Raw genomic sequence first — 13,877 nt, 5'->3', positions numbered from 1 at the left:
TTTCGTCGCCGCGATGGATAGCAGCGATTTCCCCGAAGTCGCGAAATCCACCCGCGGGGACAGACGAGCGGAGGCGGGGCGACGCACAGGCAGGGCGAGAGATAGGGCGGCTAGGGCGCGGCGGGTGAGGTCGGCTGGGCGCCGTGCTCAGGGCGTCGGGTGAGGCCAGCTGGGGAGCCGCGCTCAAGGCGTGGGCTCACCGCCGGCAAGGGCCAGGGCGTGGGCTCACCGCCGGCAGAAGGGCCAAGGCGTGGGCTCACACCGCGGGCAGAGGGCCAAGGCGTGGGCTCACCGCCGGCAGAGGGCAGAGGGCCAGGGCGTGGGCTCACCGCCAGCAGAGTGCTAGGGCGCGTGGTGACCGCCGGCACAGGGCCAGGGTGCGAGGTGACCGCCAGCTACGCAGGCCCAAGGGCGTGGGGGGTAAAGGGCCGGCGGCGGGCTGGGCTAGGGGGTGGGGGTGAGGGCTAGTTGGGGGGCCACGCTCAGGGCGAGGATGGCGAGGGTGGCCAGGGCGAGTGGGATCAGGGTTGTCCATTGTGGACGGGCGGTGTCGGTGGAGGTGCCGCGGTAGAGGGCGACCAGGGGGCGCCAATAGACGGCCAGGCCGACGATGGAGAGCAGGGCCACCACGACGGCGAGCCAGTAGGACCTGACGTTCAGCAGCGCGCCCAAGACGGTGATCTTTGCGAACAGGCCGGCGAGAGCGGGCGGCAGACCGGCGAGGCCGATGAGCGCAAAGGCGAGCAGGGCGGAACGCCAGGGCGCGGCACGGCCGAGGCCGTTGAGGTCGCGCAGGACGCCGCCGTCGAGCGGGCCGGGGCGCAGGGCGGTCACCCCGCTGAAAGCGGCCAGCTCCAAGGCGATGAAGAAGAGGGTGTAGGCAAGCGCGGCAGCGATGAGGCCGGCGCCCGCGCTGGGCAGCCGCAGGCCGATGAGGCCGCCGAGGGGCGCCAGGATGAAGCCGGCCTGGGCGACCGAAGACCACGCGAGCAGGCGCACTGTGCGCTCCTGGCGCAACGCGACCAGGGTGCCGACGAGAAGCGAAGCGGTGGCCAGGACGGCCACGGTGATGCCGGCCGTGTCCACGAGGTCGCTGGTGAGGGTGGCATCGGTGACGATGAGGATGGCCACCACCCCGCCGAGCTTCGAGGCGGTCGAAAGGTAGGCGGCCACGGCCAGCGGCGCGCCGTCGTAAGTGGACGGAGCCCACAGGTGCAGGGGTACGGCCGCCACCTTGAAGCCCAATCCGGTGAGGAGCAGGACCAGACCGGCCACGCCCAGCGGTTTGAACTCGGTGGGCGTGAGCGCATAGGGCAGATGCACGGTGCCGCTGCTGAATTGGAGCAGCGCGGCACCGAGCAGCGTGACGGCGGTGGCGACCACGCTGGTGGTGAAGAACGTGACCGAGGCCCCCGCTCCTTCGGAAGCGCGGCGGCGGTGCAGCGCGACAAGCGCATAGAGCGGCAGCGTGAGCGTCTCCAACGCCACGATCAAGGTGAGCAGGTCTTGCGCCCCACCCAGGACCACACCGCCGGTCATGGCGCACGCCATAAGGAACCCGACCTCGCCGGCGGGCGCATCGCCCGCCCTGAGCGCGGACGTGAACAGCAGCATGCACAAGGCGGTCAGCGCGCCAATGACCAGGGCGATGAGACGGGCCCGGTCAGTGAGCGTGTACGAGCACCTGTCCGGCTCGGCGCAGAGCAGCGAATAGCCGCCCACGGGCGCTATCACGGCGGCCACCGCGGTCGCCGCGGCACCGAGGATCGTCACCGCCCAGGGGGCGACCCAGCGCGGGATGAGCAGGTCGGCGAGGAGCACCGCGACGGCAGTCGCGGCGGCGATGAGCATCGGCCAGATCACTTGCCCACCGCTTCCGTAATCAGGGCAGCCCCGGCCGCCAGGTTGATCACCAAGCCGGGCAGGGCACCGAGCACCAGCGCCAGCAGTACCAGAGGCGACCAGGAGATGGCCTCCACCAGACGGGTGTCAGCGGCCGTGGACAGCGATGGGGCAAGCGGGCCATGGCTCACCTTGCGGAGCAGGCGAAGCAGATAGGCCGCGGTCAACGCGCCGCCGATCGCGGCGACGACGGCCAGCGTCGTCCACAGTGGACCGCCGCGCGAATAGGACGCCAGCACGGCGAAAGCCTCGCCCCAGAACCCGGCCAGCCCGGGCAGGCCGAGGCTGCCGATGGCGGCCAGGCCAAGGATGCCCGCCAGCCACGGCGCCTTCTCGCGAAGCCCGCCGAGCTCGGACAGCTCGCCCGTGTGGGCGCGGTCCTTGATGGCACCGGCCAGGAAGAAGAGGAGACCGGTCAGCACGCCGTGGGCGATGTTGCCGATCAGCGCCGCCTCCAGCCCGGCCTGGGTGCCGGTGGAGATGCCGAGCAGGACGAAACCCATGTGGCCCACCGAGGAGTAGGCGATGAGCCGTTTGAGCTCGGTCTGTACCAGACACACCAGGGAGCCGATGATGATCGCCGCCACCGCCAGCACCCCGAGCACCGGTGAGGCCCAGGCGAAGCCCTCCGGAGTCACGCCGACGCCGACCCGGATCAGGCCGTAGGTGCCCATCTTCAGCAGCACCCCGGCCAGGATCACGCTGCCGACAGTGGGCGCCTCGGTATGGGCGTCGGGAAGCCAGGTGTGCAACGGCCACAGCGGGCTCTTCACCGCGAAGGCCACCGCGAAGAGCGCGAATATCCACAGCTGCGCGTCGCGGCTGAGCGGGGGCGGGTTGACCATGTCGCCGCTTCCGGTCAGCACCACCACCGCGATGACGCCGATCAGGAGCAGCACCGAACCGGCGAGCGTGTAGAGCGCGAACTTGAGCGCGGCGCGGCGGGCGCCTTCGCCGCCCCAGACCGCGATCACCGCGGCCATCGGCAGCAGCACAACTTCGAACGCGATGAAGAACAGAACCAGGTTCTGGGCAAGGAAGGTGCCGAGGATGCCGACCTCGATGAGGAGCAGCAACGCGCCAAGAATGTTGCCACGCCCCGGTTTTGGCGTGTGCCAGATCGAGTAGCCGCAACACAGCAGGGTCAGCAGCCCGGTCAGCACCACCAGCGGGAAGGAGATGCCGTCGACACCGAGCTGCAGGCGCAGGCCGAACTCGGGCACCCAGGCCCAGTCGAGCTCATGCCACATCCCGCTCTGGCGGCCCACGCCCAGCGCCAGGGTGAGGCCGAAAGTCAGCAACGCCGCGACGGCGGCGACCCAGCGGCCTAGCCTGTCCGGGCAGACGGCCGCGAACACCGCGCCGATCAGCGGCACCGCAAGCGTCCACAGCAGCAAGTAACTCACCATAGCCCCACCAGACTCAGGGTCACGCCCGCGATGGCGAGCAGGGCGGCAGCGCCGAGCACGGCGGCGAAAGCGCGTGGCAGCGCGGCTCGGTGCCAGGCGGCCAGGCCCGAACCGGCCGAGCGGGTGGCGCCACCGAGGCCCATCACCGCTCCATCCACTCCGGACACATCGAAGAAGCGAACCGCCTTGGCCACGGCCCGTACCGGAACCACCACCAGCCAGCGCTGAACCGTGTCCAGACCGAAGCCGCCGGCCACGAACGGGCCGAACCGGCCCAGTCTGAGCACCGGATCGGTGTGGTGGCGGCACATCAGCCAACCCACCAGCAGACCGGCCGCGGTCAGCCCGAGCGGCAGGACCAGCTCACCGTCAAGATGCACCAGATCATTGCGAACCACATAAGCGCTCAGACCCAGCCCGGCCGCGGGAATGGCCAGCAGCACCAGCGGCATGCGCATGGCGAAGGCGGGCTCGTGCGGGTGCACCCCCTCGGGCGTCGGCCCGAAGAACGCCAACAGCAGCAGGCGTGTGGAGTACCAAGCCGTCAAGGCAATGCCAACAAGAGCGGCCATCCACAGCCACGGCTTGTCGTGCAACGAGGCGACAACCGCTTCCTTACTGAAAAAACCAGCCAGTGGGGGTACCCCGACCAGCGCGCCAAGCCCGATGCTCATAGTGACGAAGGTCAGCGGCATCCCCTTGCGCAGCCCGCCCATCCGCGAAAGCAGGTTGCTGCCCACGGCATGGATGAGCGACCCCGCGCAGAGGAAGAGCAGGGCCTTGAAGGCCGCGTGGGTGAACAGGTGGAACATGGCCGCGTCGACCGCGCCCATCGACAGCGCGGCCATCATGTAGCCGAGCTGCGAAACTGTTGACCACGCCAGCACGCGTTTCACATCGTCGGCCGCGGTCGCGGCGAGCGCGCCGAGCAGAAGCGTGATGGCAGCCATGATGCCGAGCACCGTCAGCGCCACCGGCGAAGCCTCGAAAAGCTTGAAGAGCCGTGCCACCACGTAGACACCGGCCGCCACCATGGTCGCGGCGTGGATGAGCGCGGAAATCGGCGTCGGGCCGGCCATCGCGTCGGGCAACCAGGTGTGCAGCGGGAACTGGGCGCTCTTACCGGCAACCCCAGCCAGCAGCAGAAGCGCGGCGACGGTGACCGTGGTCGAGTCGAGCGTCTGCACCTTGTCGAGCACTACCGAAATCTGGAAACTGCCCGTCTTCACGGCCAGCAGCACGATGCCCAGCAGGAAGCCGACGTCGCCGACCCGGGTCACCAGGAAGGCCTTCACTGCGGCGCGCGGTGCTTCCGGCAGGCTGCGGTCGTGGGCGATGAGCAGATAGGAACACGCGCCCATCACCTCCCAGCCGATCAGAAGCAGAATCAAGTCTCCGGAAAGGACGACCGTGAGCATGGCCGCCGTGAAAATGCTGATCTGGGCTGCGTAGGGGGCGTATCTTTGGTCACCCTTGAGGTACGAGATCGAATAGACCTGCACGCAAACCGCCACCACGGTGACCGCGAGCGCGGTCAGCAGTGCCCGCATGTCCACCAGGCTGGACAGACTTACCTGGAAGTCTCCAAAAGCGACCCACGGCCGAGTGGACTCCACCGGCCCGGTGTACTGCAGCAGCATCAGCGCGACAACGCCAGCGCTGAGCGCCGCGCCCGCTATCCCGAGCGCGGCCGCATCGGGACGATTGCGGGCCGGAAGCAGCAGGCCTATCAAACCCAGCAGCAGCGGCGCTCCCACGAGCCCGATGCTGAGTCCTGCGGTCATGACCGACATCCTGCCGTGTCACGCGCATTGACGCGAGTACCGGTGTGCCGGAAAGATTCATGTACATGACCTTGCGACCCCTCTTCGCATGGGCGCTGTTGGCCTATGCCGGTGCCGAAATCTTCTTCATCGGCGTCAGCTGGTGGCTTCCCGGCGCCGGCGACAATCTGCTTCAGCGCTCGTATAGGACCGACCCCACCACGCTGACCACGGTTGGGCTGCCCATTCTCGCGCTGCTGATTAGCGCTTGGCTCAAGCCCGCGCTGGGCTCCGCCAAGCTTGTCGCCGTGGTCGCGCTCGCCGAGTACCTGATAATCCTGCTCTTCGGGTTTTTTACCTTCATGCTCGGGCTGCTGCACATCATCGATTTCGTGGACAGCAGCTCGGACTTGGTGGCGGCTTACTCGCACATTGTTTTCGCGCTGCTCGGCCTGGTCATAGCCGCGCTGTGCGCCTTTACCTGCTGGCGTTACTACTCTTCGCGCGACCCCTTCACAGGCGTAACTGCATAACCTGGCCCGGCCATACCGTGTCGCGAATTTCGAAGCTAAAGGTTTCGGTCGCACTGAAGCCCTGCTTTTCGTAGTAGGCCACGAGCGCCCGGTCGTCGCCCGCATAGCAGTCGAGCCGGAGCAGCCGAACACCCTGCGCCCGAGCGAGGTCACGGGCATAGTCGAGCATCGCTGCGCCGACGCCTTCGCCGGCATGCCGGCGGTCGGTCACGAGGAGGTTCACGTAAAGCTCGGGCTCGCCGGCCGGCGGGATATGAGCGGGGGCCTGCCCCACCACCAGCGCGCCCACCGGCACGTCGTCATTCCACGCCAGGTAGAACCCACCGGAGTCGGCCCATGGCTGCGCCTGGGCCAGCCGGCGCGGGCTGGTGGACTGCTTCTCAGTGCCCCACTGGCCTGTCCGGCCACGCTCCACAAGCCACTCAGCCGCGCGGTCGAGCAGGGCCAGGGCATGCACCTTGCCCTCTTCTCCCGCCCGCCTGATGATCACCCGAAGTCGCCTCAACCAAGCTCTACATCATCGACGTTGATGTTTGCCCGAAGGCGGAAGAGGCGCAGCACCAAGGCGAGCCCGACCCCGACCTCGGCGGCCGCGATGACGATCACGAAGAGGACGAACACCTGCCCGGTGATCTGCGCGCGCACCACATCGCTGGTGACCAGGATGAGGTTGACCGCGTTGAGCATCAGCTCGACGCAGAGCAGCACCAGGACGGCGTTGCGGCGGCGCAGCACGCCGAACACGCCGATGCCGAACAGCAGCGCGGCGGTCACCATGGGGATCACGGGCTGCAGCATCACGTGTCCTTTTTGGAGAGAACGATCGCCCCGACCAGGGCTGCGAGCAGAAGCACCGAGAGCACTTCGAAGGGCAGCACCCAGTCGCCGAAGATGGCCTCGCCGACCCGCTGCGCCGAGCCGGTCGGGGGCGGGTTGACCCGCATGTCGCGGAAGACCCACGCGAACAGCCCGGCCAGGCCAAGCCCGGAACCAGCCCCGATCAGCAGGGCTGGGCCGATCGGCCGGTCGAGGTCGGTGCTGCGGCCGATCGGCGCCCGGGTGAGCATGACCGCGAAGAGCAGCAGCACCACCACGGCCCCGACGTAGATGAGCACCTGAACCCAGGCCACGAACTCGGCGCGCAGCAGGAGGAACTCCACCGCGACGGCGCCGAGCGTCACCACGAGCCAGAGGCCGGCCCGCACCAGGTGCTGGGTGCTTACCACGGCGAGCGCGGAACCCACCGCCACCAGCCCCACAGCGGATAGCATCACATCAATCGCTGTCATGCCGCGCCGGCTTTCTTGAGGGCGTTGGCTTCCTCTTTGGACGGCTCGCCCTGCGGGTCGTGCGCGGGGGGCGCGGGGACGGTGGCCATCCACTCGTTGAGGCGATCCTTGTCGTGCAAGAGGTTGCGGATGTCATATTCCGCGTATTCGAACTCGGGAGACCAGAAGAGGGCATCAAAGGGACAGGCTTCGATGCAGATTCCGCAATACATACATAGGGAGAAGTCTATGTCAAAACGGTCAAGCACGTTGCGCTGACGCGGACGAGCCGCCCCCGGAACGACGACCTCTTCCTTGTGGGAGTCGATGTAGATGCACCAATCCGGACACTCCCGCGCGCACAGCATGCAGACCGTGCAATTTTCCTCGCGCAAAGCGATGACGCCCCGCGAACGGGGCGGCAGCTCGGGGGCGACATCGGGATATTGCTGGGTCGTGGAGCGGCTGACAAGGGTCTTCAGCGTGATGGCCAAGCCCTTGCCGAGCCCGTATCCCGGAACGCCACTCATGAAGTCATCCTCCCGCTTCGCGACCCACTACGCCATAGCGACCCGCACCCAGGCCGTCAGCACGAGCTGAGCCAGCGCCACCGGCACCAGGATGAGCCAGCAAAGCCGTTGCAGCTGGTCCTCGCGCAGGCGTGGCCAGGCGACCCGGAACCAGATGACGAGGAACGCGACCGCGCCCGTCTTGAGCAGCATCCAGAGCCAGCCCAGCGACTCGGCCATCGGCCCGTGCCAGCCGCCCAGGAAAAGGGTGGCGGTGAGCGCGGAGATCACCACGATGCCCACGTATTCGGCGAGCAGGAAGAAGGCAAATCGCAGGCCGGTGTATTCGGTCATATAGCCGAACACGAGCTCGGAATCGGCGATCGGCATGTCGAACGGCGGCCGCCGAATCTCGGCCAGCCCGGCGATGAAGAAGACCAGAGTCGCGGGCAGCTGCCACAGCAACCACCACGGCTCCCAGCGCTCGACGATGAGGGGAAGGCTCAAGGTGCCCGCCGCCATGGCCACGCTCGCCGCGGCGAGCACGAACGGCAGCTCGTAACCCATCAGCTGAGCCGCCGCGCGCAGGCCGCCGAGAAGCGAATACTTGTTTGCCGACGACCAGGCGGCCATCAGCACGGCCACCACGCCGACGCCGACGATGGCGAGCGCGAAGAACAGTCCAATGTCGAGCGGCTGGCCGACCAGGTCACCTGGACCCAGCGGAATCACCAGCAACACCAGCAGGTAAGGAATCAGCGCCACGCCCGGCGCGAGCTTGAAGACCGGGCCGTCGGCCGCACGCGGCGTGATGTCCTCCTTCTGCACGAACTTCACGCCATCGGCGATCAGCTGCGCCCAGCCGTGGAACGCGCCCGCATACATCGGACCGAGCCGCGCCTGCATGTGCGCCATCACCTTGTGCTCGGTCTGCCCCACCAGCAGTGGCAGCACCAGGAAGGCGACCGTGACGGCACCCACCCGCAGCGCCAGCTCAAGCCAGTCCATCAATTCCCCCATTCGCCTGGTGCGGGAACGCCGGGTGGGCGCATGGTGGTGCGCTTGGGCGCCTTGGGGTCGTGCGACTCGCCCGGCTCCTTCGCCCCTGGCCACACCTTGGCCACGCGGCTGGCCAGGATGAAGCTCTTGCGCAACGGGTGGCCCTCGAACTCGGGTGGAAGCAGCAACGGCTCCAGCGGGCCGGGAAACCCGATGCCGAACATCTCGTAAGTCTCGCGCTCATGCCACGCCGCGCCCGGGTAAACCTCGACAATGGATGCCAGCGTTGGCTCGGCGACCGGGACCCTCGTACGCAGCAACACGCCCTTGCGGCCCTTGGTCGACCAGACATGGGCCACCACCGAGAAGCCCTCCGCCAGCTCATCGACGGCCGAAAGCCAGTCGAAGAAGTTGCAGTCGAACTCGTCGCGCAGCGTTGCCGCAGCCGCGACCCACTGGTCGGGCGGCACGTCAATGGTTGTCCTGGCGAAGCCCTCGCCACCGGAAACGCTGGTGGTGGCGCCGGTTATCCGCTCTGCCAGCCTTACGCCGATGTCCTCTGGTGGCATGCGCTGAATTTACACGCCGGGAAGCCTGCCGTTGCGAAACAGATCGACGAACAACTGATGATCCGAACGCGCCTGAGCCCCATAGGCGTGCGCGAAGTCGCGCAGACCCGCCACAAAACCAGACTCATCACGGTCGATCTGGGCGACGATCGCCTCCTCGGTGGAGAAGTCGACCAGGTCGTGACTGGACTCATCGTCGGCGACCGAGTGCATCCGGGCGACCGCCCGGCCCAGCTCGCGTACCACGCTCACCAACTCGTCGGGCTCGTTCACGTCGGCCCAGTCGAGGTCGGACGCGTAAGGGGAAACCTCGGCCGCCATCTGGCCCACCCCGCCCAGCTCGGTGTAGCCGAGCCAGACATCGGCCGCGGCCTGAAGGGCGCGCTGCGATTCCGCCGTGCGGTGGCCCTGATGCTGGAAGTAGCCGCGCACCCGAGCATCGTCGATATAGCGAGCCACGGCCGGCGTCTGAGCCTGCTTCATGTAGATGATCACATCGTTCTCCAGGGCCTGGGTATGCCCTTCGAGCAGGATGTTGTACGACGGCAGGCCCGCCGAGCCGATCCCGACGCCCTTGCGCAGCACGATGTCCTTGATCGTGTGCGAGACGCGGTGGGTGTGCTCGGGCAGCGTGGTCAGGTACCCCTGAAAAGCCTCCTGAACCGACTCCTTGGCGGCCTGGTCGATCAGGAAGATCCCGTCGCCCTGGGCGAACCGTCGTTCGTAGTTGTCGATGACCGTCTGCTGGCCCAGCAGATCGACGCGGGTGTTCAGGCGGGCCATCTGCAGCACCCGGTGCAGCGGGCCGGTGGTGGTCTCGATGGTCAGCGAGCCGATGGCGTCGTCGCCACCCTGCGCGATCGCCCGCAACTCCGCCAGATAGGAGTTGGCAAATGCGGTGACCAGGTAGCTGATCGTGTCGTCGGACAGCGCCTTGGCGTAGGCGATCAAGGCCACGCTCGCTACGAACCGGCGCAGATCCCACAGGAACGGACCGACATAGGCCTCATCGAAGTCGTTGACGTTGAAGACGAGGATGCCATCGGAGTTCATGTACGTGCCGAAGTTCTCCGCATGCAGGTCACCGTGGATCCACACCCGGCTGGTCTGCTTGTCGAGGAAGGCCGAGTCTGCGTAGCCGTTCACCATGTCGGCGTAAAACAGGGCGGCGCTGCCGCGGTAGAACGCGAACGCGCTGGAGGCCATCTTGCGGAACTTGCGCCGGAACGCCGCGGGCTCGACCGCCATAAGCTGGCCGAACTCGGTGACGAGCACGTCCAGGATCTGATCAGATCTGGTCATGCGGGCAGGTTAGCTCGCCCGCACCACCCGCGGGGACGCCAACGCCGCGATGTCGGGCCGCGAAACTCCGCCGAAACCGGACTTCTCACCGGCGATCTTCTCCTGCAACCGCAGGATCCCGTGCAGCAGGGCCTCCGGACGGGGCGGGCAGCCGGGCACGTAGACGTCCACCGGAATGATCTGATCCACACCTTTGGTGACCGAGTAGGAGTCCCAGTACGGCCCGCCGCAGTTGCTGCACGCGCCGAACGAGATCACATATTTGGGCTCGGGCATCTGGTCGTAGAGCCGTTTGATGGCCGGGGCCATCTTGTCGGTCACCGTGCCCGACACCACCATCAGGTCGGCCTGGCGCGGCCCGTGGGCGAAGGGGATGACGCCGAGCCGGATGAAGTCGTGCCGGCCCATGCTGGTGGCGATGAACTCGATGGCGCAGCACGCGAGGCCGAAGTTGAACACCCACAGCGAATAGCGCCGTCCCCAGTTCAGGACGAACTTGATCGGGTCGCCGAGCACTGACATGTGGGCAGACTAACTCACGCGGTGGCCAATTGGTCCTCTTCGAGATCGTATCCGCGTAGCAACACCAGCGCGATGCCGACGATAAAGGCAGGGACCAGCGTGAATCCGAGAAGCACGCCGTTTTCGGCCAGCGAGGTCTGTGGCAGGAAAACGCCGGTGTTGGTGGAGACGTACTCGAACAGCTCCAGCACGAAGGCGTAGATGCCCGGCCCGAGCGCGAGACCGAGGGTCTCCCCCGCCGTCCACACCCCGGTGAACACGCCGGCCTGGCGCTTGCCTGTGCGGCGGGTGTCGTAGGCGATGCAGTCGGGCAACATGGCCAGGCCGAACAGCTGCTGGCCGGCGTAGCCGAAGCCGATCAGCGCGATGATCGCGTAGACGCCGAAGTCGGGCAGCAGCGGCGCCGCGGTGAGCGCGAAGGTGGCGGCGGTCAGGGTGATCGAGGCGAGAACGTAGCCGCGCAGCTTGCCGTACCGCTCCCCGACCCGTCGCCAGATGGGCGTGGTGAACAGCGCCGGGCTCACCACGATCAGGAACAGCCAGGTGGTCGCGCCCAGGTCGTCCATGACGTACACGGCGAAGTAGCGCACCCCGGCGAGCATGCAGGCGACCCCGGTCGACTGCGCCACGAAGCAGACCACCAGCACACGGAAGGGCTTGTTGGCGGCCGCGACGCGAAGCTGCGCCCGCAACGACGGCTCGCTCGCGGTCACCTGGCCGACCGGCGCCTTGGCCGTGCTGTAGAAGACGATGAGGGTCCCGGCGAGCATGATCGCGCCGACGAACACCGCCATCCAGCGATGGCCGGGGATCCCCCCGCCCATGGCGTCCAGGATGTAGGGCGCGCCTGCCCCGGCAACCAGGATGGAGGTGGCCAGCAGCGCGACCCGCCACGTCATCAGCCTGGTGCGCTCCGAATAGGAGTCGGTCATCTCGGCCGGCATGGCGACGTAGGGCACCTGGAAGAAGGCGAAGGCGGTCGCGGTCAGCAGGAACATCGCGGCGACGAAGTACCCGGCGCCGGGCTCGGCCCCCAGCGGGGCGGCAAAGATCAAGATGAACAGCACGGTCACCGTGATGCCCGCGAAGAGCAGGTAGGGGCGACGCGCGCCCCATCGGGTCTGGGTCCGGTCAGAGATCCGGCCCACGATGGGGTTCAATACGACATCCCAGGCTTTTGGCAACAGCACGAGCAACGCCGCTACACCTGCGGCAACTCCCATGGTGTTGGTCAAATAGGGCAGCAGGAGCAACCCTGGAACAGTGCCAAAAGAACCGGTGACCAATGAGCCGAGTGAGTAGCCGACCCGCACGCGCGTGGGAAGCGTTACAGCTCGCGGCTGGGTCACCTCCACACTGGATGTCATGAGCGCGGATGGTACGGGAGGTAGTTGAATGGTGGTGCCACCCGGTGTGGCCGCGGGCCATCCGGCCACGGTGGAAATGGGCATTCGGACGCTGCAGCGGGGCGGAACGGCTGCGGATGCAGCGGTCGCCGCGACGCTCGCCGCCTGCGTCTCGGAGAGCATCTTCACCGGCCTCGGCGGCGGCGGATTCGCCACCTATTACGAGGCCGCAACCAAGCGCGTGACCTGCCTCGACTTCTTTTGCGCGGCACCCGGCCTGGACGGCGATCGCCTGGCCGGACCGATGCGCCCCATCGCCATCAAATTCGGTGAGGTGCCGCTGCCCTACGAGATCGGTGGGTCCAGTGTCGCGGTCCCCGGCGTCGCGGCCGGGTGTGGCGAAATTCACGCCCGCTGGGGCAGGTTGCCCTGGGCTGACGTAGTTGAGCCAGTCGCTTATTTGGCCCGCGAGGGGGTCACCGTCCCCGAGGCGCACGCTGCGACGCTGCCCGCACTCCTGGAAGCGATGGTGCTCGATCAGGGTGCCGCCGCCTATACCCCGCACGGGGTTCCGCTCGGTCCCGGGGACAGGCTCTATCACCCGGGCCTCGCCGACACGCTCCACCTGATCGCTCACGACGGGCCCGGCGTGCTCTACACCGGCCAGCTGGGACGCATGGCGATCGACGCGGTAAGGGCCGACGGCGGTTCGCTCGGGCCAGGTGACCTGGCGTCCTACCGGGTTATCGAGCGCGACGTGGTTGGCGCACCCATAGACGGCTGCACGGTGTTCGGCCGCCACGACCTGAACCAGACCCTGGCCACGCTGCGCGCGCTCCCGCCGCTGACCGGCATGGACACCGCCGTCCGCGCGGTGATTCTCGCGAAAGCGCTGGGGCCCAGCGTTTTCGACGGGTACGGCGAAACCACCAACATCAGCGTGGTGGACGCCGACGGAAACGCGTGCGTGGTCACCACCACGCTCGGGCTCGGCGCGGGCATCTGGATTCCCGGCGCCGGAGTGCACCTCAACTCGATGCTCGGCGAAGGCGAGCTGAACACCGGAGAGCAAGCGCCCGGCGACAGGATCGCCTCGATGATGTGCCCGCTGGTGGCCCTCGACGAACACGGCGACCTCGTGCTCGCGGCCGGCTCCGCCGGCGCGTCGCGGATCAGGTCAGCGCTGCTGACCACCCTGATCGCGGCACTGGTCGACGGCAAGAAGGTGGAGGAGGCCGTGGCCACCCCCCGCCTGCACACGGTCACCGATCTCGTCCACGTCGAGCCTGACTTCGCCGTGGCCGAGGAGAAAGCCCTCGTCGAAGCGGGCTTCCGGGTGAACCGCTGGAGCCAGACCAACCACTACTTCGGCGGAGTCTCGGCCATCGGCGTCACCGGCGCCTCCGGCGACCCCCGCCGCGACGGATCCGCAGCTCTTTTATAGAAAAGCTTCGGGGCTTACTCGGTTGGAGCGGAAGGGGACGCCTTCGGCTTCGAGGCGGCGTCTGGCTTCGGCTTCGTGGCCGGGGACCAGGCGGCCTCCGGCGCCGACGACGCGGTGCCAGGGGACGGCGCCGCCGTGGCGAGCCATGATCGAACCTACTCGGCGGGCCGAGTTGCGGCCGGACTCGTCGGCCAGGGCGTCGGCGATCGCGCCGTACGTCATGACTCGCCCCGGCGGGATGCTTTCCACCATCGCCAGAACGGCTTCGACGTACTCCTCCGGTGTCACGAGAAAATACGTTAGGCGGTCAG

Annotated in this window: 15 protein-coding genes; 2 read left to right on the top strand and 13 right to left on the bottom strand. The window is 67.7% G+C overall.

Going from position 1 to position 13,877, the window contains the following annotated elements:
- Positions 1-444: 444 nt before the first annotated feature.
- The 3 genes from Rhe02_RS42440 to Rhe02_RS42430 are packed head-to-tail and all read right to left on the bottom strand — an operon-like array spanning position 445 to position 5,095.
- Entirely contained in the window at positions 445-1,851 is a 1,407-nt protein-coding gene (locus Rhe02_RS42440; RefSeq protein WP_203914193.1) for an NADH-quinone oxidoreductase subunit N, read from the bottom strand.
- Between the two features lie 8 nt (positions 1,852-1,859).
- Positions 1,860-3,311 carry a complex I subunit 4 family protein gene (locus Rhe02_RS42435; protein WP_203914190.1) on the bottom strand — a complete coding sequence of 484 codons (1,452 nt, stop codon included), beginning with the start codon at positions 3,309-3,311 and terminating at the stop codon, positions 1,860-1,862.
- Positions 3,305-5,095, bottom strand: a complete 1,791-nt coding sequence (locus Rhe02_RS42430; RefSeq protein WP_203914189.1) for an NADH-quinone oxidoreductase subunit 5 family protein — start codon at positions 5,093-5,095, stop codon at positions 3,305-3,307. Before Rhe02_RS42430 ends, Rhe02_RS42435 begins: the two co-directional genes overlap by 7 nt.
- 65 nt (positions 5,096-5,160) lie before the next feature.
- On the opposite strand from Rhe02_RS42430, the gene Rhe02_RS42425 reads away from it, so the two are divergent.
- Positions 5,161-5,607: a hypothetical protein gene (locus Rhe02_RS42425; RefSeq protein ID WP_203914188.1), complete on the top strand. Its 447-nt coding sequence runs from the start codon at positions 5,161-5,163 to the stop codon at positions 5,605-5,607.
- On the opposite strand, the gene Rhe02_RS42420 is transcribed toward Rhe02_RS42425, so the two are convergent.
- From Rhe02_RS42420 to Rhe02_RS42380, 9 genes are read right to left on the bottom strand one after another with little or no spacing between them, the layout of a single operon-like run.
- Positions 5,588-6,097 carry a GNAT family N-acetyltransferase gene (locus tag Rhe02_RS42420; RefSeq protein ID WP_239124408.1) on the bottom strand — a complete coding sequence of 170 codons (510 nt, stop codon included), beginning with the start codon at positions 6,095-6,097 and terminating at the stop codon, positions 5,588-5,590. The genes Rhe02_RS42425 and Rhe02_RS42420 overlap by 20 nt on opposite strands.
- Before the next feature lie 11 nt (positions 6,098-6,108).
- On the bottom strand, positions 6,109-6,402 hold the full coding sequence (gene nuoK, locus Rhe02_RS42415; protein ID WP_203914192.1) for an NADH-quinone oxidoreductase subunit NuoK: 294 nt from the start codon (positions 6,400-6,402) through the stop codon (positions 6,109-6,111).
- A 2-nt stretch (positions 6,403-6,404) separates the two neighbouring features.
- Positions 6,405-6,896 carry an NADH-quinone oxidoreductase subunit J family protein gene (locus Rhe02_RS42410; RefSeq protein ID WP_203914186.1) on the bottom strand — a complete coding sequence of 164 codons (492 nt, stop codon included), beginning with the start codon at positions 6,894-6,896 and terminating at the stop codon, positions 6,405-6,407.
- Positions 6,893-7,405: a NuoI/complex I 23 kDa subunit family protein gene (locus tag Rhe02_RS42405; RefSeq protein WP_203914185.1), complete on the bottom strand. Its 513-nt coding sequence runs from the start codon at positions 7,403-7,405 to the stop codon at positions 6,893-6,895. The genes Rhe02_RS42410 and Rhe02_RS42405 overlap by 4 nt, the downstream gene beginning before the upstream one ends.
- A gap of 27 nt (positions 7,406-7,432) precedes the next feature.
- A complete protein-coding gene (locus tag Rhe02_RS42400; RefSeq protein ID WP_373320784.1) occupies positions 7,433-8,392 on the bottom strand; it encodes a complex I subunit 1/NuoH family protein in 960 nt (319 codons plus the stop codon).
- Entirely contained in the window at positions 8,392-8,952 is a 561-nt protein-coding gene (locus tag Rhe02_RS42395) for an NADH-quinone oxidoreductase subunit C (protein ID WP_203914183.1), read from the bottom strand. The genes Rhe02_RS42400 and Rhe02_RS42395 overlap by 1 nt, the downstream gene beginning before the upstream one ends.
- 9 nt (positions 8,953-8,961) lie before the next feature.
- Positions 8,962-10,254, bottom strand: a complete 1,293-nt coding sequence (locus Rhe02_RS42390; RefSeq protein WP_203914182.1) for a DUF2252 domain-containing protein — start codon at positions 10,252-10,254, stop codon at positions 8,962-8,964.
- A gap of 9 nt (positions 10,255-10,263) precedes the next feature.
- Positions 10,264-10,776 (bottom strand): NADH-quinone oxidoreductase subunit B, encoded by a 513-nt coding sequence (locus tag Rhe02_RS42385; protein WP_203914181.1) that lies wholly within the window; start codon positions 10,774-10,776, stop codon positions 10,264-10,266.
- 14 nt (positions 10,777-10,790) lie between these two features.
- On the bottom strand, positions 10,791-12,143 hold the full coding sequence (locus tag Rhe02_RS42380; protein WP_203914180.1) for an MFS transporter: 1,353 nt from the start codon (positions 12,141-12,143) through the stop codon (positions 10,791-10,793).
- Positions 12,144-12,171: 28 nt separating this feature from the next.
- On the opposite strand from Rhe02_RS42380, the gene Rhe02_RS42375 reads away from it, so the two are divergent.
- The gene (locus Rhe02_RS42375; protein ID WP_203914179.1) at positions 12,172-13,566 is read left to right on the top strand and encodes a gamma-glutamyltransferase; all 1,395 of its coding nucleotides are present in this window, start codon (positions 12,172-12,174) and stop codon (positions 13,564-13,566) included.
- On the opposite strand, the gene Rhe02_RS42370 is transcribed toward Rhe02_RS42375, so the two are convergent.
- Positions 13,561-13,854: an MGMT family protein gene (locus Rhe02_RS42370; protein ID WP_203914178.1), complete on the bottom strand. Its 294-nt coding sequence runs from the start codon at positions 13,852-13,854 to the stop codon at positions 13,561-13,563. The genes Rhe02_RS42375 and Rhe02_RS42370 overlap by 6 nt on opposite strands.
- Positions 13,855-13,877 lie beyond the last annotated feature (23 nt).

The organism is Rhizocola hellebori (assembly GCF_016862955.1).
In the GTDB taxonomy this organism is placed as follows: domain Bacteria; phylum Actinomycetota; class Actinomycetes; order Mycobacteriales; family Micromonosporaceae; genus Rhizocola; species Rhizocola hellebori.
This window is presented reverse-complemented; position numbering and strand designations above follow the sequence as displayed.